The sequence below is a fragment of the Luteibacter sahnii genome, assembly GCF_034063545.1.
Taxonomy (GTDB): domain Bacteria; phylum Pseudomonadota; class Gammaproteobacteria; order Xanthomonadales; family Rhodanobacteraceae; genus Luteibacter; species Luteibacter sahnii.
The window spans coordinates 14,994-31,432 of record NZ_JAQLOK010000001.1; the positions used below are offsets into that span (position 1 = coordinate 14,994).

Below are 16,439 nucleotides of genomic sequence, written 5' to 3' on the forward strand. Positions count from 1 at the left end.
GGCCGGCAAACCATATGTCCAGGGGAATACTCGATGAACCGCACATACCGTCTGGTATGGAACCGCGCGCTGCGCGTCGTCCAGGTCGCGTCCGAACTTGCCTCGTCGGCTGTCACGTCCGCCGCCGCCGGCACGTCATCGCGTCCCCGGCCGAGCCGGTTCGCGCTCGCCCTCATGGCCTGCGGCCTCCTGGCGCTCGCCGCGCCCAGCGCGGCACAGGTCTGCCAGCAGTGCGGCGCGGCCGGTGGCACCACCACCAGCGACCGCGCCGCCAACGGCGGCCAGGGCAATGGACAGGGCGGTTCGGCGATGAACATCGCCGGCACGCACGTCGACATCGCCGGTGGATCGTCGTCGGCCGGCAACGGCGGCACGGGCGCCACGGGTATCGACGCGGATGGTTCGGCCGGTCCGTCGGGCGGGGCGGGCGGCGGCACTGGCACCAACGTCAACGGCGCCATCGTCGGCGGCCGGGGCGGTGACGGCACCGCCAGTTTGCGGGTGCCCAGCGGCGGCGGCGGCGGTGGAGCGGCCTACGACGGGATGGGCGACCTCGCCACCGGTACGGGCAGCGTCTTCATCGGTGGCGCGGGCGGCACCGGCGGCACGCCGGACTCCGGCACCGGTGGGGCCGGTGGCGGCGGCGGTGGGGCGGCCATGATCATGGCCGGCGGCGGCAGCCAGCAACTGACCCTCGGCGCCTCGTCGAGCCTCACGGGCGGCCAGGGTGGCCAGGGTGGCCAATCGACCAGCGCGGCGCCCACGTGGGGCGGCGGTGGCGGTGGCGGTGGCGACGGCGTGCTCGTGCTGGGCGTCAACGCGAACATCCTCGTCGGTGACCGCACCAGCCTGATCCGCGGCGGCATGGGTGGCGCGGGCGGCGTGTCACAGGGCGTGGTCGGCAATGGTTTGGACGGCGCCTCCGGCGCGGGTATCCGCGCGCTCGGCACGAACCTCACGGTGACCAACGCCGGCACGATCCAGGGGGGCGACGCCACCGGCGGCGGCGCGGCCGGCGCGGGCATCGTGACCCAGTCCAACGCCGTCATCACCAACGGCGGCACCCTGTCCGGCGGCATCGGGGCCACCGACTATGCGCCGTCGGTGGTCTTCAACGGCCAGAACAGCGTGTTGATGCTTGCATCCGGATCCGTGGTGCAGGGCGTGCTCGAACTCGCCTCGGGGGCCACGGCAACGGTCGTCTCCAGCGCGGCGTCGGCGCTCTACGGCGCGACCCTCGATGGCGGCGATGCCACGCTGACCCTCACGCGCACGCAGGCCCTGGATATGGGCGGCGCCATCACCGGCAGCGGCAACGTCGTCAGCAGCGGCAGCGGCGCCTTCAATCTCCGGGGAATCAATCTCACCGGCCAGGTCAACGTCCTTGGGCCCGGCCAGCTGAATGTGTTCAACGGCACGATGCAGACGACCGGGAGCCAGCACTACGGTGGCCCGGTGCGCGTCAACCAGGACACGACCTTCGCCAGTTCGGCGTCGTCGATCGGCTTCGATACGACGATCGACAGCCAGGGCGGTGCGCACGCGCTCACCGTGAACGCTCCCACGGGCGCGGTGACGTTCGGCGGTGCACTCGGCGCGACAGGCGCGCTCTCGACGGTGACCGTCAACGCGAACACGCTCGCGATCGGTGCGGTGAACGCCGGAACGCTCTCCCTGAGCGCCACGGGCGACATCGCGCAGAACGGCGATTTCACCGTCGCCAACGGCAGCGCCTATGCCACCGCCGGCAGCCTTTACCTCATCGGCGCCGGCAACACCTTCGGCGGGCCGTTGCAGATCCAGGCCAACAACGTCGATATCGCCTCGCGCACCAATCTCGCGATCGGCTCGCTGTCGCTCGGTGCCTCCGGCGACCTCGTGCTTGCCAGCCAGGGCACGATCACGCTGCCGTCGAGCGTATCCACGCAGGGCGATATCCAGCTGACGGGCGCGATGGCGCCCGGCGCGCTCGCCGCGCGCAACCTGACCCTGCAGGCTACGGGCAGCCTGCCGCTTGCCGGCTCGCTCACCGCGTCGGGTACGGTGTCGTTGTCGTCCACGGCGGCCATCCAGCAGACCGGCGGGGCGATCGTGGCGCCGCAGCTCACCGTCTCCACCCCGGGAAACGTGACTCTGACCCAGGCCGGCAACGCCATCGGCACCGTCGGCAACGTCGCCGCATCGACGTTCTCGCTCACCGATAGCGTGCCGGTGACCTTCAACGGCAACGTACAGGTGGGTACGTTCGATCTCGCCGCGAGCCAGGGCGCCACGATCACCGGCAGCGTGACCGCGAACACCGTCGCGAACGTCGCCGCGGGCACGGTGCTCAACGTCGGCAACGGCGGCACCCTCGGTGCGCTGACCGCGGATGTGATCGACCAGGGCACGCTTGCGTTTAACCGCAGCGACACGGCGCGCTTCACCGAGGCTCTCGGTGGCTCGGGCCTGCTCGTGCAGCGCGGCGCGGGCAAATTGTTGTTCGACGGCGACGGCTCCGCCTTCCAGGGCCGCACCCAGGTGCTGGGCGGCGAGTTGGTCGTCGGCAGCGTGGCTGGCAGCGCCGCGACGCTGGCGGGGCCGGTCGACGTCGCGGCCGGTGCATCGCTCGGCGGCCACGGCCGGATCGTCGGCAACGTCACGATGGCTACCGGCTCGGTGCTTTCGCCAGGCAACTCCATCGGCACGCTGTCGGTCGACGGTGACGTGAGCCTGGCCCAGGGCACCTCGATCACCGCCGAACTCGGCGCCTCGGGCGTGGGCGACACGGTGGCGGTGAACGGCAACCTGGCGCTGGGCGGTGTCATGGTGAACGTCGTTGACGCCGGCGGCATGGGGCCGGGCGTCTACAACCTGTTTTCTTACACCGGGACGCTCGCGCTAACCCACGGCGGTATCGCGCTCGGCAGCACGCCGGTCGGCCAGAGCCTGCAGCTGGTGACGCTGACCGGCGACCGGCGCATCAACCTCGTCGACACCACCAACACCACGCTGAACTATTGGAACGCCAACGGTGCGGCCAACGCCACGCAGATGGGCGGCGGCAGCGGCACGTGGAGCGTGACCTCCCCGGTGTGGACGGATGCGCAGGGCAGCCTTACCGCGGCGATGACGCCGCAGCCGGGCTTCGCCGTGTTCGGCGGTGCGTCGGGCCAGGTCACCGTGGACGGCAGCGCCGGCGCGGTGACCGCCAGCGGCATGCAGTTCCTGAGCGACGGCTACCAGGTGTCGGGCGATCCGCTGGCGCTGGTGTCGGGCGGCCTCGCCCCGACCGTTCGCGTGGGCGATGGCAGCGCGAGCAGCGCCGGCTACGTCGCCACCCTCGGCTCGGTGCTCACGGGCAACCAGGGCCTGACCAAGACCGACGCGGGCACGCTCGTGCTCGGCGGCGACAACCTCTACACCGGCGGTACGATGATTCAGGGCGGTACGCTCGCCGTGGCCGACGACCGCAACCTCGGTGACGCGAGTGGCCACGTGGTACTCCAGGGCGGCACGCTGCGCATCACCGGCACCGCCTACGACGCGACGTCGCGCGCACTGGAGCTGTTCTCGAGCGGCGGCATCGACATCGCCGACGCGAATAACACGTTCCGCTGGAACGGCCCCATCACGGGCGTCGGACAGCTGACGAAACGCGGTGCCGGTACGCTGGAGATCGATGCCGCGCAATCGATCAGCGGCAACACGTTCGTCGACGGCGGCACGCTCCGCATCGGCGCCGCCGCCGCCATGGGCAACGGGGCGCTGGGCGTGCGCGACGGGGCGACGTTCGAAGCCGGCGCCGATGGCATCGCGTTGTCGAATCCGCTGCTGCTCGCCGGCAACGCCACGCTTGCCGTCAACGGTACCGACACGCTGACCCTGGAAGGCAACGTCACGGATGACGCGACAACGGGCGTCCTTGTGTCCGGCACCCTGCGCAAGACCGGTACCGGCACGCTGGCGCTCACCGCGGGCGGCACGTACAGCGGCGGAACGGACGTGGAAGCGGGCACGTTGCGTGTCACCGACGGCGGGGCACTGGGCGCCGGCGCGGTGGCGCTGCACGATGGCACCACGCTGGCGCTGGCGGTGCCGCAGCAGAGCCGCCCGCTCCTGAATCCGCTCACCCTGGCCGGCCAGGTCACGGTGGACGTCGACGGCCGGGTCGTCGCCGCCGGCACCATCGCCGATGGCGCTACCACGGGCAACCTCACCAAGGCCGGCAGCGGCAACCTCGTGCTGCTGGGCAACGCGGCCTACGGCGGCCTGACCACGATCGCCGCGGGTACGCTGACCGTCGGCGATGGCGGCGTGCAGGGCACCTTGCCCGCCAGCATCGTCAACCACGGTGCGCTGGTGCTCGATCGTTCGGACGACGTGACCTACGCGGGCACGATGTCCGGCGAGGGCGGCTTCAACAAGCTGGGCAACGGCATGCTCCACCTGACGGGCAACAGCGCGGCCGTGACCGGCACGAGCGTCATCGAGGCGGGCATCCTGCAACTGGACGGCACGCTCGGCGGCTCGCTCGCGATGGCCAGCGGCACGCAGCTTACCGGTAGTGGCGCGGCGGGCTCGGCGAGCGTCGCGTCCGGTGCCACGGTCTCCCCGGGCGGCAGCGGCTCGATCGCGCGGCTGGCCTTCCACGGCGACCTTCAGATGGCCGCCGGTTCGCTCTATGCGGTGGACGTCAACGATGCCGGTCAAAGCGACCGTCTCGTCGTCGACGGCGTCGCACGGCTCGGCGGCGGTTCGGTGGTGAGCCTGGGCACGGGCACGCGGTGGACGGCGATGAACACGTACACCATTCTGTCCGCCGCGGGAGGCATCAACGGTACGTTTGCCGGGGTGTCTAGCAACCTCGCCTTCCTCACGCCGACGCTGGCGTACACCGCCACCACGGTGAACCTCGTGCTGAGCCGCAACCCGGTGGCGTTTCCCGCCGTGGGGGTGACGCGCAACCAGCGCGCCGCCGGCGGTGGGATCGAAGCGGCGGGGGCCGGCGCGTCGATCTATGACGCGGTGGTGGCGCTGGATGCCGCCGGTGCGCGTCACGCGTTCGACAACCTCTCGGGCGAGATCCACGCCAACCTGCGTGGTGCCCTGGCCGACGACGACCGCTACCAGCGCGACGCGATCAATCAGCATCTGGTCGCGTCGTATGCCCAGGGCGCGGATGCCGCCGCTGGCGCGTGGGCCGCGACCTGGGGGCACTGGGGCGACCACGACGGCGACGGCAACGCATCGCGCCTGCGCGCCAACGGCGGTGGCGTGATCGTCGGTGCGGACACCGGTGTAGGTAGCGACGCGCGGATCGGCGTCGCGCTGGGCACGGGCCATGTGTCGGCCTCCGCCGGTGGCGACGATGCACAGGGTGTCACGCGCACGGCCGCGCTTTACGGCGGTGGCCGCCTGGGCGACGTGCTCTGGCAGGCGGGTGCGCTCTACAGCCGCCGCGACATCGACACGCACCGCACGGTGGACGTCACGGGATTGGCCGGGCGACTCGAAGCCAGCCAGCGGGCGCGCTCGGCACAGGCCTTCGTCGAGGCGGCGTATGACATCCGGCTGGCGCACGGGTCGATCGATCCCTTCGTCAATCTCGCGCGGCAGCAATTGCGCACCGACGCCGCGCGCGAGCGGGGCGGTCCCGCCGCGCTCGACGTGGCCGGCGAGACCACGGCGCAGACGTTCGGCACGGCCGGCCTGCGCGGCCGTTGGGATCTTTCCGCCGACGGCGTCGTCGGTGTCTTCGGCAGCCTGGGCTGGCAGCACGCGTGGGGTGATACCGGGATGCTTAGTCGTCAGCGCTTCGACGCAGGCGGCGACGCGTTCGTGGTGGCCGGCACGCCGATCGCGGCAAACGCCGGTGTGGCGAACGTCGGCCTGCGTTTTACGCCGTGGACCGCGGTCACCGTCGACGCGGCATACACCGGCCAGTTCGCGCGTCACGCGAGGGATCAGTCGGCGCGGTTAAGCCTCAACTGGATGTTCTGAGGGCGCGGCGTCATCATCGGCGCCGTTATCTCTCACGGAGCACGGCATGAAGCAGGTCAGCGCATGGGTCGTCGCGATGCTGGTACCCGGCATCGCGACGGCCGCGGGATTCGACTGCGGCAAGGCATCCAGCGCGGGCGAGAAGGCGGTCTGCGCGACGCCGGCGCTGTCGTCGCTGGACAGCGCGCTGGGCGATGCCTTCCGCGATGCCCTGAAGCGGCATCCCGCGCAGGCGGACGACCTGCGCCTCGACCAGCGCCACTGGCTCGCCACGCGGGACGACATCGCATGGACGTTTTCCACCGGCGCGGCGAAAGACGCGCTGACCGGCGTGCTGAAAACGCTGTACACGCGCCGCATCGACCAGCTCAAGGGCCTCGGCGTGCCGCCGTCGCGCCCGCTCGACGCCTTGGCCACCGGCGTGGCGAGGCTGTCGTCCGGCCCGGACAACGTCATCGAGGCGCTCGCCAAGGCGGGCACGATCACGCTGGCGACCGACCAACGCGTCGATAGCGTGTCGAAACTGCCGTTCCAGCCCGACGCGGCCTTGCGCAAGGCGTTGCCGGACGACGGCGAGACCCTCGTGGCGCGTGTGCTCGCCAGTGCGCCGGTGGGCTCGGTGTACAGCATCGACGGCTCCGCCGCGTGCTACACCGAGGTGCCGTACCGGCTCGATGGCAAGCAGGCCACCGGTGTCGCCATGCCCGCGGTGTGGGGCACCGATTGCGGCTCGGATCACGAGTTGGCGCGCATCGGCCAGGATGTCGCCGCGCTACGCATGGACGTGGCCTCGCGCGACGACGTGACGCTCGCCGCCAGTCGTTGGGATGGCAAGCGCTTCGGCCCCGCGTTGGAGCTGTCGCTGCGTTTCGACCACGCGCTGGCGCCGATCGGTTCGGCCTGCGCGCCCAGGCAGAGCCCGTGCGACGCGTTCGTCACGCAGGTCATGCCCCTGGTGTCCCGATACGACCAGCGCCCGCAGGCGGGCACCATCGACCGCTTGCCCAAGGACGCCGACAAGACCGCGTACGACGCCGCGGTGGTGGCAGCGCGGGCCAAGGGCGGACCGCTGAACGGGCAGGGCGACGACGGCTTTCCCGAACTGCCCGACTTCGGTACGACGATGACGGGCGGCCGCATGAGCGTCTACGACAGCGAGGCGACGCCGTTTCCTATCGTCTTCCGTGGCGAGACCCTGATGGGCCTGATCGGTCATGGCCACGTCGGCTGGCGGGCGAACGACGACTGGGTAGTGTCGGCGTGGCGCCTGAAGGACGGCCACCTGCAGCCCGTGGCGTCCGTCTACGTCGAGACTCGCCGCGGGCGCCTGCTGTTTACTTCGGCGGTGCCGCCGACGCCGCGCGCGGATCTGTAACGCCTCAGCGCAGTTCGGGCGTGGTGCGTTCGAGGATCTTCATCGAGGCCGCGTTCTGCCGGGCCCACTCGGACGCCTCGCGCCGGGACAGGTGCGTGGCGCGCGGCACCTCCGTCGCGCCGATCGCCGCCGCGGTGGGCGGCGCGGGATGCGGGGAAGCGACGACCGGCGGCGGTCGCACCACGGTCACGGCGGACGTCGCCATGCCGCGCATCGCCATCTGTCGCGCCTCCTCGATTTCCTGCAGGTAGTAGGCGTAAAGCCCCAGCAGCGCGGCTCCCATGACGGCGATGGCGGCACCGGCGGCGACCAGGTGCGAGCGGGGTGACGGCGGCGGCGGCCGGCGGTGCTGACGCACCTCCACCCAGGTGGGCAGGGGCGGCAGAGGCTCGCCCAGCGGGCCCAGCATGGCGCGCACCGCGCGACCGTCGATGAGCCGCACGTGGCGGAACTTCGCCGCGGCTTCGATGGCGGCCTTGGTGAATTCGCCGGAGGTGACCACGATGGCGCCGGTGGCCGACGCGGTGTGCATCACGCCGATCAGTTCGTGCACCGCGTTATGGGGCACCTGGAACGCCGTCCAGTGCTTGCACTGCACGAGGATGGTTTCCGGGGCGCGATGCAGGAGCAGGTCGATGCCGCCGTCGGTGCGGCGCTGGCCTTCGCCGGTGCCCCGGTGTTCGACTCGGTAACCGGCGTCCCGGAAGTGATCGGCGACGAGCCGTTCGAAATCCTGCCAGGACACGCGCGTGAGGGCATCGTCGTAGCGGTGCCTGACGGGCTTGAAGCCGCTCATCGCGGCGTGCCCGGCGTGATGACCCCAGTGCGGCGCCCGCGGGTGCCCGAAACGACTTCCATGGCCTTCCCCTGTGGCACTCCGGCTAGGACCGGAGGCATCCGGCGACTATAACGACTTTCCTACGAACGGCTTCACGAAAATGACGAGCTGGCCGAATTTGGCTATCGGTTGTCGCGTGGCCCGGCGCGCCAGCGCCAACCGGAGTAGACTCCGCGCCGCGCGGGCCCCCGCGACCACCGAGGCGTCATCGATGCAGACCTTTGCGACACGCATGTCCGCCACCGCGCGGTGGGTCGGTCTGACGACGATCCTGGTTTGCCTCGGGGTCATCCTGTTCCTGTCCGCCCGGGTCAACGACGTGGCGGCGATGCCGATCGGGGGGCTGCTGCTCGTGGTGCTGGCGCTGGCGTATGCGCTGTCGCCGTTGCGTTACGAGGTCCAGGGCCATGCGTTGATCGTGCGGCGCCAGGTCGGGCGCACGACGTTCGACTTGCGCGGCGCCACGGTGGTGCAGGACGACGAGGCATTCCGGGGGCTGGTGCGGTTGTTCGGCAACGGCGGTTTTTTCGCCTTCCATGGGTGGTACTGGTCGCGGCGGTTGGGTTCGGTGCGGGTCTACGCGCGAAACCGCGAGCGCGGCGTGGTGGTCAGGCTCGCCAACGGCAAGCCCGTGCTGCTCGGCCCCGACGAACCTGACCGCCTGGTCGCCGCCCTCCGCGCGGCCGCCGCTGCGTAGGCGTGCTGGCGCATGCTTCGGCGATAGGTGCCGCCGCCCGGTTGTTGGGCCGGTTGGCATTCCTCGGCGCCCGCCCTTTCGCTAGCGAACACGATGCCGACCGACGCGCGTCCTGCCCGATCGCTCAGGCCTTGCGCCGACGCAGCGCATAACCGATGCCCAGCAGGGCGAACCAGGCCGGGCTGGCGATCAGCGCCTGGCGGGTGTCGGTCTGCAGCGACAGCAGTACCAGCACGAATGCGAAGAACGCCAGGCACACCCAGCACATCGCCACGCCGCCGGGCATCCGGTAGAGCGACGCCGCGTGCAGTTCCGGGCGCTTCTTCCGGTAAACGATGTATGCGCAGAGGATCAGCGACCACACGAACATGAACAGGATCGCCGACAGCGTCGTGACCAGCGTAAAGGCCGTGACCAGGTTCGGGATCAGGTACACCAGCATCGCCCCGCCCAGCAGGCACAGGCACGAGAAGAGCAGGCCGTTCGACGGCACCGCCGCCCGCGACAGGCGACGGAACGCGGCAGGGGCGTGATCCTCCTGCGCCAGGCCGTACATCATGCGGCTGGTGGAGAAGATGCCGCTGTTGGCCGAGGAGGTGGCCGAGGTGAGCACCACGAAGTTGATCAGGCTCGCCGCCGCCGGGATGCCCGCCAGCACGAACAGTTCCACGAACGGACTCTTGCCCGGCAGCACCTGGCGCCATGGCGTGACCGACATGATCACGATCAGCGAGAACACGTAGAACAGGATGATCCGCACCGGGATCGAGTTGATCGCCTTGGGCAGGTTGCGCGTCGGATCGGCCGTTTCCGCCGCCGTCGTTCCCACCAGCTCAATGCCCACGAAGGCGAACACCGCGATCTGGAATCCCGCGAAAAATCCGCCGAGGCCCATGGGGAAGAACCCGCCGTCGTCCCACAGGTGGGTCAGCGAGGCCACGTGCCCGTCCGGCGAGCGGAAGTGCCAGGCGATCATGCCGAAACCGGTGACGATCAAGGCGCAGATCGCCACGATCTTGATCAAGGCAAACCAGAACTCCAGCTCGCCGAACAGCCGCACCGTGGTCAGGTTGAGGGCGAGCAGCAGGCCGACGCACAGCAAGGCCGGAATCCACGGCGCCAGCCCGGGAAACCAGTACTGCGCGTACGAGGCGATGGCGATCACGTCGGCGATGGCCGTGATGATCCAGCAGAACCAGTACGTCCAGCCGCAGAAGAACCCCGCCCAGGGGCCGAGCAGGTCGGTCGAGAAATCGATGAACGACTTGTACTGGAGGTTGGACAGCAGCAGCTCGCCCATCGCGCGCATCACGAAGAACAGCATCACCCCGATGATGAGGTAGACCAGCAGGATCGACGGCCCGGCCAGGCTGATCGTCTTGCCCGAGCCCATGAACAAGCCCGTGCCGATCGCGCCGCCGATGGCGATGAGCTGGAGGTGGCGGTTGGAAAGGCTGCGCCGGAGATGTTCGGCCTGGTCGGGCGGAAGGGACATGGCAAACGATCCGTAGGACGTGGCGAAGCCGAGAACATACGGGGGCGCCGCCGAACCGGCAAGGACGCGCACACGCACGCCCCGCCGCACGCGACGGGTCATGAGGACCTGGCGGGGATCAGCCCATGACGCGGGCGAGGGCGGCGATCAGCGTCTTGCGGTCATAGGGCTTGGAGAGGTACTCCATGCCTGGGGTCAGCCAGTCGTGCTGCTCGCGCGCTTCGCCCGAGGTCACCAGCACGGGGATATCGCGATGGCGCTCGGCGAGGTCCCGACCGCTCAGCGTGCCCGGCATGCGCAGGTCGGTGAACAGCACGGCGGGGGTCTGCGTCTGCAGCCAGGTTTCCGCCGCGTCGCCGTTGGCCGCCGCATGCACGTCGTGACCCTCGCCCTCCAGGATCATGGCGGTGAGTTCGCGAATGGTGTCGTCGTCTTCGACTAGGAGGATCGTGGCCATGGTGTTCCGGGACGGTAAATCGGGGGTGGGGAATTAACCATTGACGCGTGAAGAATGCGTCAAAAACCCGCTGTGGCAAGCGCTATTCCATTGCGCCACGAGTCCACGCATCATAGCGTTTTCCAGGGGGTCTTATGTCCGAGCTCAGCCAGCGCACCATCGACGCCATCCGCCGGAACGAAGCCCCGCTGCTTGCCAGTTGGTCCGCGAACCTGGAGCACTCGGGCGCCTCTCGCGACATGCGCATTTCGCACGCCGAATTCGATGCGCAGACCCGTGAATTCCTGCGTCTGGTCGTCGTCGGCTCGAGCACCGGCGATGCCGCATCGCTGGCCAGCAACGAATGGAGCGAAACGCGCGCTTTCCTCGAAAAGCTCTCGCGCAGCCGCGCGCAGCTCGGCTTCGACTCGCAGCACACCGCCAGCTTCATCTTTTCGCTGAAGCGCCCGCTGTTCGAACTGTTGCAGAAAGAGTACGCCGATAACGCCGAAGCGCTCGCCGCCCAGCTCTGGGCCGTGTCCGAGCTGCTCGACGCGCTCGGCATGCATACGATCCGCACCTTCCAGAAGTCGCGCGAAGAAGTCATCGCCCGCCAGCAGGAAGAACTGCTCGAGCTGTCCACCCCGGTGGTCAAGCTGTGGGACGGCGTGCTGGCGCTGCCGATGATCGGCACGCTCGATTCCCAGCGCACCCAGGTGGTGATGGAGTCCCTGCTCCAGCGCATCGTCGAGACCGGCTCGGAAATCGCCATCATCGACATCACGGGCGTGCCCACGGTGGATACGCTCGTCGCCCAGCACCTGCTCAAGACGGTGACGGCCATCCGCCTCATGGGTGCCGATGCCATCATCAGCGGCGTGCGCCCGCAGATCGCCCAGACCATCGTGCACCTGGGCCTGGACCTGCAGGGCATCGTCACCAAGGCCAACCTCGCCGATGCGCTCGCGCTGGCGCTGAAGCGGTCGGGTTACGCGGTGGGCAAGGCGGGCTGATTCCATGGACCGCATCCCCATCCTGCGCATGGGCGAGTTCCTGCTCGTCACCATCCAGGTCGACATGCACGACCAGCTCGCGCTGGCCCTGCAGGACGATCTCTCCGAACGCATCAGCCGTACCTCGGCACGTGGCGTCCTCCTCGATATTTCCGCGCTGGACATCGTCGATTCCTTCATCGGCCGCATGATCAGCACGATCTCCGGCCTGTCGAAGATCATGGACGCCGAAACCGTGGTGGTGGGCATGCAGCCCGCCGTCGCGATCACCCTGGTCGAACTGGGCCTGACCATGCCCGGCGTGCTCACGGCGCTGGACGTGGAGCGGGGCATGAACCTGCTACGCGAACGCGTGCAGACCCAATGACCGCCGCCTCCAGCGGTTCGCATCCGGTCCGCACCGAGCAGGACGTGGTGCTCGCGCGCCAGCAGGTGCGCAAGCTGGCCGTGTCCAGTGGCCTGCGCCTGGTCGACCAGACCAAGCTGGTGACCGCCGCGAGCGAACTCGCCCGCAACACCGTGATCTACGGCGGTGGCGGCGACATGGACTGGGAAGTGGTCGAAGAAGGCATCCGCAAGGGCGTCCGCCTCGTGTTCCGCGACGAAGGCCCCGGCATCCCCGACATGAAACTGGCGATGACCGACGGCTGGACTTCCGGTGGTGGGCTGGGCCTGGGCCTTACCGGCGCCCGGCGCCTGGTCGACGAATTTTCGCTCGAGAGCGCGCCCGGCAACGGTACCCGCGTGACGATCTGCAAATGGAGCTGACCCACGCCGGCGAGCCGACGCTCATCGTGGCCGTGGAGGACGGCACGCAGGTCGGCCAGGTCCGGCGCGTGGCGAAGCAGGTGGCGGAGCAGATCGGTTTCGACGAAGCCGATGCAGGCCGCGTGGCGCTCGTCGCCACCGAGCTGGCCGGTAACGTGCTGCGCCATGCGCAGGGTGGGGAGATCCACGTGGCCATCGTACCGGGCCACGGGGCGATGGGTGTGTCGGTGACCGCGGTGGACCGCGGCCGGGGCTTCGACATGACCACGTGCCTGCCCGACGGTTACTCCACGGCCGGTTCGCGTGGCGAAGGGCTCGGGGCGATCCGTCGCCAGTCGCAGGTGATGGATGCCTACGCCGATCATCGTGGTTCGGTGGTGCTGGCGCGAATGTATCCGCGCGGCGTCACTCATGCGGATATTCGCTTTGGCGTGACCCAGCAGGGCCTCGCCGACGAGCCGGCGTGCGGCGATGGCTGGGCGCTCGCCTTCGCGGGCGACGCGACCTGCGTGGCGCTGGTGGATGGTCTCGGCCACGGCCACGCCGCGCACGTGGCCGCCGCCGCGTGCGTGGGTGCTTACGTGGAAGCGCCCGACGGGGATCCCGTCGACCTCATGGGCCGCCTCGGCACCGCCATGGCCCCGACCCGGGGTGGCGCGGTGGTGCTTGCCCGCCATGCCGGCGATGCGCTGCGTTACTGTGGCATCGGCAACATCTCGGGCAGCCTGCACGATCGCGACGGCTCCCGGGGCCTGGCCTCGCACCCCGGCATCGTGGGTACGGCCGCACGTCGCGTGCAGGCGTTCGATTTCAAGGCCACCGCCGGCAAAGTGCTGCTCATGCACAGCGACGGCCTGCAATCGCGCTGGAGCCTGCATGACTATCCGGGCCTGGTGACCCGCCATCCCGCGGTCATCGCCGCCCTGCTGTACCGGGACTTCAACCGGGGCCGCGACGACGTCACGGTGCTGGCCATCACGCTGGAGGATCGCGCATGAGCGACATCGAGGCGCTGCGGGCTGAGAACGAGGCCCTGCGCGCCGAGCTGGACGAGACCAACCAGGGCGTGCTCGCGCTCTACGCCGAGCTGGACAACCAGGCCGCGCAGCTGCGCGAAGCCTCGGAGCTGAAAAGCCGCTTCCTGTCGTACATGAGTCACGAGTTCCGCACGCCGTTGGGGTCCATCCTCAGCATGACGCGGCTGCTCACCGATGAAATGGACGGCCCGCTCACGGGCGAGCAGCGCCGCCAGGTCGACTTCGTCGCCGGCGCCGCGCGCGAGCTGAGCGACATGGTGGACGACCTGCTCGACCTGGCCAAGATCGAGGCCGGCCGCATCACGATCTCGCCCGAATGGTTCGAGTTGATGGACCTTTTCTCCGCGCTGCGAGGGATGTTTCGCCCCATCGTGGAGTCCGGGCAGACCGACCTCGTGTTCGAAGAACCCCGGGGCATGCCGCGGCTTTACACCGACGACAAGAAGCTGGCGCAGATCCTGCGCAACTTCATCTCCAACGCGCTGAAGTTCACGCCGCGCGGCGAAGTGCGCGTATCCGCGCACCTGCAGGGCGACGACCGCGTGTGCTTCTCGGTGAAAGACACCGGCATCGGCGTGCCGCCGGAACTGCAGCAGGTGATCTTCGAGGACTTCACCCAGGTCGATTCGCCCTTGCAGAAGCGCGTGCGCGGCACCGGGCTCGGCCTGTCGCTGTGCCGCCAGTTCGCCCGCCTGCTCGGTGGCGACGTGGGACTTCAGAGCCGCCTCGGCCAGGGGTCCACGTTCCACGTCGTGCTGCCGCTGACCCTTCCCCCGCAAGAGGTGACCGATGCCCAGGGGTAAACGGCTGCTCATCGTCGACGACAACGCCGCCACGCGCTATGCGATGCGGCGGACGATGGAACGTCATGGCTACGAAGCCCTGGAGGCGGGCACCGGCACCGAAGGCCTCGCGATGCTGGCCGAGCACGACATCGCCGGGCTGATCCTCGACGTGAACCTGCCGGACATGAGCGGCTTCGACGTGGTGCGCCGCCTGCGCGACGCCCCCGAGACGCAGCTGTTGCCGGTCGTGCACGTGTCGGCGGCGTCGATCGACACCGGCGACCTCATCACCGGCCTGGACAACGGCGCGGACGCTTACCTGATCCACCCCGTCGATCCGGACGTGCTGCTGGCGACCATGCGTACCCTGCTGCGCGTGCGTGCCACCGAAGAGGCGTTGCGCGAATCCGAAGCACGGTTCCGCGAGATCTTCGTTCACATCGCCGCGCCCATCGGCGTGGTCGACGGCGAACTGACCGTCCTGGAGGCGAACGACGCGTTTCGCCGGCTCGTCGGCCAGGCGGCGTGCGAAGGGGCGCTGCCGGCCTGTTTCACCGCCGGCCAGGACGAGGCCCTGGCCCAGATGCGTGCCGCCGTGCGGGCGCGGCGGCGTTGGCACGGCATGCTCGGCATGCAGTCGGTGCTGGGCGTGCGCGAGACGGAGTGGCGTATCACGCCTTACCGCGACGGTGCCGGCCTGGTCTTCGTCGAAGACGTTACCGAACAACGTCGTCGCGAGCGGGATCACCTTGAACGCATCGACACCGCCACGACGCAGCTGGCGATCGAGATCGCCGAGCGCGAGCGCACCGAGTCGCAACTGCTCCAGGCGCAGAAGATGGATGCGCTGGGCAAGCTCACCGGCGGCATCGCCCATGACTTCAACAACCTGTTGACCAGCATCATCACCGGCATCGACCTGGTGAACCGGCAGATCGAGAGCGGCCACCCCGAACGCGTGCAACGGTTCATCGACGCCGCGCTCGGTTCGGCGCGCCGTGCCGCCGCGCTGGTGCACCGCCTGCTCGCCTTCGCCCGGCAACAGCCGCTGGACACTCGGCCCACCGACATCAACGAGCGCGTGCGGTCGCTGGAAGACATGCTCCGGCGCACGCTGGGCGAGCGCATCGGGCTCGATCTCGACCTGGACGCCGCGCCCGCGGTAGCGAGCGTCGACGCCAACCAGCTCGAAAACGCCGTGATCAACCTCGTGATCAACGCGCGCGACGCGATGCCCGACGGCGGTCATATCCGCGTGAGCACGTCGCGGGTGAGCATGCCCGGCGGGGACGAACTCGCTGCGGGCGACTATCTGATGCTTTCCGTCGACGACGACGGCGCGGGCATTCCGCCCGAGGTGATCGACAAGGTGTTCGAGCCGTTCTTCACCACCAAGCCGCTCGGCCAGGGCACGGGCCTGGGCCTGTCGATGATCTACGGTTTCGCGCGGCAGTCCGGTGGTCACGCGCGCATTCGCAGCGCGCCCGGCGACGGCACGCACGTGTCGCTGCTGCTGCCGGCCAGTGGCGCGCCGGTCGATGCGCCCGAGCCCCCCGTCGATGCGATCGAAGGCGGGCGCGGCGAGCGCATCCTGCTGGTCGAAGACACCGCGTCGCTGCGGATGATGGCAGCCGAAGTGCTGCGCGACGCCGGCTACGACTGCGTGGCCACCGGCGATACCGACGAGGCGTTGCGCCTGCTGCGCGGCGACGACGCCTTCCACCTGCTCCTGACCGATATCGGCATGCCGGGTCTCAACGGCCGCGACCTGGCCGAAGTGGCGAGGGCCTGGCGACCGACGCTGCCGGTGATCTTCATGACCGGCTACGCGGAAAACGCGGTGGACCGTTCGCGCTTCCTCGGCCGCGACATGGACATGATCCTCAAGCCGTTCGAGATCGACGGCCTGCTCGGACGCGTGCGGCGCATGCTCGGCTAGGTCGCCCCGTCCGGTGGCCCTTGCCGGGGCCAGCGACGAGGCGGGCCGGATCATCGGTGCGTCGGGGCGGGCAC

The 16,439-nt window shown here is 69.6% G+C and carries 12 protein-coding genes; 9 read left to right on the plus strand and 3 right to left on the minus strand.

Going from position 1 to position 16,439, the window contains the following annotated elements; all coding sequences use genetic code 11:
- Positions 1-33: 33 nt before the first annotated feature.
- Together PI246_RS00085 and PI246_RS00090 are read left to right on the plus strand one after the other, a co-directional pair.
- Positions 34-5,982 (plus strand): autotransporter outer membrane beta-barrel domain-containing protein, encoded by a 5,949-nt coding sequence (locus PI246_RS00085; RefSeq protein ID WP_320549248.1) that lies wholly within the window; start codon positions 34-36, stop codon positions 5,980-5,982.
- Positions 5,983-6,028: 46 nt separating this feature from the next.
- Positions 6,029-7,357 carry a lysozyme inhibitor LprI family protein gene (locus tag PI246_RS00090; protein WP_320549249.1) on the plus strand — a complete coding sequence of 443 codons (1,329 nt, stop codon included), beginning with the start codon at positions 6,029-6,031 and terminating at the stop codon, positions 7,355-7,357.
- 4 nt (positions 7,358-7,361) lie between these two features.
- Here PI246_RS00090 and PI246_RS00095 read toward each other — a convergent pair whose 3' ends face one another.
- Positions 7,362-8,153 carry a restriction endonuclease gene (locus PI246_RS00095; RefSeq protein ID WP_320549250.1) on the minus strand — a complete coding sequence of 264 codons (792 nt, stop codon included), beginning with the start codon at positions 8,151-8,153 and terminating at the stop codon, positions 7,362-7,364.
- Positions 8,154-8,406: 253 nt separating this feature from the next.
- On the opposite strand from PI246_RS00095, the gene PI246_RS00100 reads away from it, so the two are divergent.
- The gene (locus tag PI246_RS00100) at positions 8,407-8,892 is read left to right on the plus strand and encodes a PH domain-containing protein (protein WP_320549251.1); all 486 of its coding nucleotides are present in this window, start codon (positions 8,407-8,409) and stop codon (positions 8,890-8,892) included.
- Positions 8,893-9,016: 124 nt separating this feature from the next.
- On the opposite strand, the gene cycA is transcribed toward PI246_RS00100, so the two are convergent.
- Positions 9,017-10,387 (minus strand): D-serine/D-alanine/glycine transporter, encoded by a 1,371-nt coding sequence (cycA, locus tag PI246_RS00105; protein ID WP_320549252.1) that lies wholly within the window; start codon positions 10,385-10,387, stop codon positions 9,017-9,019.
- Between the two features lie 118 nt (positions 10,388-10,505).
- Positions 10,506-10,844, minus strand: coding sequence for a response regulator (locus PI246_RS00110; RefSeq protein WP_320549253.1), 339 nt, complete (start codon positions 10,842-10,844; stop codon positions 10,506-10,508).
- A 134-nt stretch (positions 10,845-10,978) separates the two neighbouring features.
- Here PI246_RS00110 and PI246_RS00115 point away from each other — a divergent pair, with 134 nt between their 5' ends.
- The 6 genes from PI246_RS00115 to PI246_RS00140 are packed head-to-tail and all read left to right on the plus strand — an operon-like array spanning position 10,979 to position 16,365.
- Positions 10,979-11,836 (plus strand): STAS domain-containing protein, encoded by an 858-nt coding sequence (locus tag PI246_RS00115; protein WP_320549254.1) that lies wholly within the window; start codon positions 10,979-10,981, stop codon positions 11,834-11,836.
- A 4-nt stretch (positions 11,837-11,840) separates the two neighbouring features.
- The gene (locus PI246_RS00120) at positions 11,841-12,203 is read left to right on the plus strand and encodes an STAS domain-containing protein (RefSeq protein ID WP_320549255.1); all 363 of its coding nucleotides are present in this window, start codon (positions 11,841-11,843) and stop codon (positions 12,201-12,203) included.
- On the plus strand, positions 12,200-12,604 hold the full coding sequence (locus PI246_RS00125; protein ID WP_320549256.1) for an anti-sigma regulatory factor: 405 nt from the start codon (positions 12,200-12,202) through the stop codon (positions 12,602-12,604). Before PI246_RS00120 ends, PI246_RS00125 begins: the two co-directional genes overlap by 4 nt.
- Positions 12,595-13,602 (plus strand): ATP-binding protein, encoded by a 1,008-nt coding sequence (locus tag PI246_RS00130; RefSeq protein WP_320549257.1) that lies wholly within the window; start codon positions 12,595-12,597, stop codon positions 13,600-13,602. Before PI246_RS00125 ends, PI246_RS00130 begins: the two co-directional genes overlap by 10 nt.
- Entirely contained in the window at positions 13,599-14,444 is an 846-nt protein-coding gene (locus PI246_RS00135; RefSeq protein ID WP_320549258.1) for a sensor histidine kinase, read from the plus strand. Before PI246_RS00130 ends, PI246_RS00135 begins: the two co-directional genes overlap by 4 nt.
- Positions 14,431-16,365, plus strand: a complete 1,935-nt coding sequence (locus PI246_RS00140; protein WP_320549259.1) for a response regulator — start codon at positions 14,431-14,433, stop codon at positions 16,363-16,365. Before PI246_RS00135 ends, PI246_RS00140 begins: the two co-directional genes overlap by 14 nt.
- Positions 16,366-16,439: the final 74 nt, after the last annotated feature.

What these genes read in the sequence shown, in the direction of transcription:
- PI246_RS00125 (WP_320549256.1), top strand. Translation starts at nt 12,200, where the DNA reads ATGACCGCCGCCTCCAGCGGTTCGCATCCGGTCCGCACCGAGCAGGAC.
- PI246_RS00115 (WP_320549254.1), top strand. Translation starts at nt 10,979, where the DNA reads ATGTCCGAGCTCAGCCAGCGCACCATCGACGCCATCCGCCGGAACGAA.
- PI246_RS00095 (WP_320549250.1), bottom strand. Translation starts at nt 8,153, where the DNA reads ATGAGCGGCTTCAAGCCCGTCAGGCACCGCTACGACGATGCCCTCACG.
- PI246_RS00085 (WP_320549248.1), top strand. Translation starts at nt 34, where the DNA reads ATGAACCGCACATACCGTCTGGTATGGAACCGCGCGCTGCGCGTCGTC.
- PI246_RS00140 (WP_320549259.1), top strand. Translation starts at nt 14,431, where the DNA reads ATGCCCAGGGGTAAACGGCTGCTCATCGTCGACGACAACGCCGCCACG.
- cycA (WP_320549252.1), bottom strand. Translation starts at nt 10,387, where the DNA reads ATGTCCCTTCCGCCCGACCAGGCCGAACATCTCCGGCGCAGCCTTTCC.
- PI246_RS00120 (WP_320549255.1), top strand. Translation starts at nt 11,841, where the DNA reads ATGGACCGCATCCCCATCCTGCGCATGGGCGAGTTCCTGCTCGTCACC.
- PI246_RS00130 (WP_320549257.1), top strand. Translation starts at nt 12,595, where the DNA reads ATGGAGCTGACCCACGCCGGCGAGCCGACGCTCATCGTGGCCGTGGAG.
- PI246_RS00110 (WP_320549253.1), bottom strand. Translation starts at nt 10,844, where the DNA reads ATGGCCACGATCCTCCTAGTCGAAGACGACGACACCATTCGCGAACTC.
- PI246_RS00090 (WP_320549249.1), top strand. Translation starts at nt 6,029, where the DNA reads ATGAAGCAGGTCAGCGCATGGGTCGTCGCGATGCTGGTACCCGGCATC.
- PI246_RS00100 (WP_320549251.1), top strand. Translation starts at nt 8,407, where the DNA reads ATGCAGACCTTTGCGACACGCATGTCCGCCACCGCGCGGTGGGTCGGT.
- PI246_RS00135 (WP_320549258.1), top strand. Translation starts at nt 13,599, where the DNA reads ATGAGCGACATCGAGGCGCTGCGGGCTGAGAACGAGGCCCTGCGCGCC.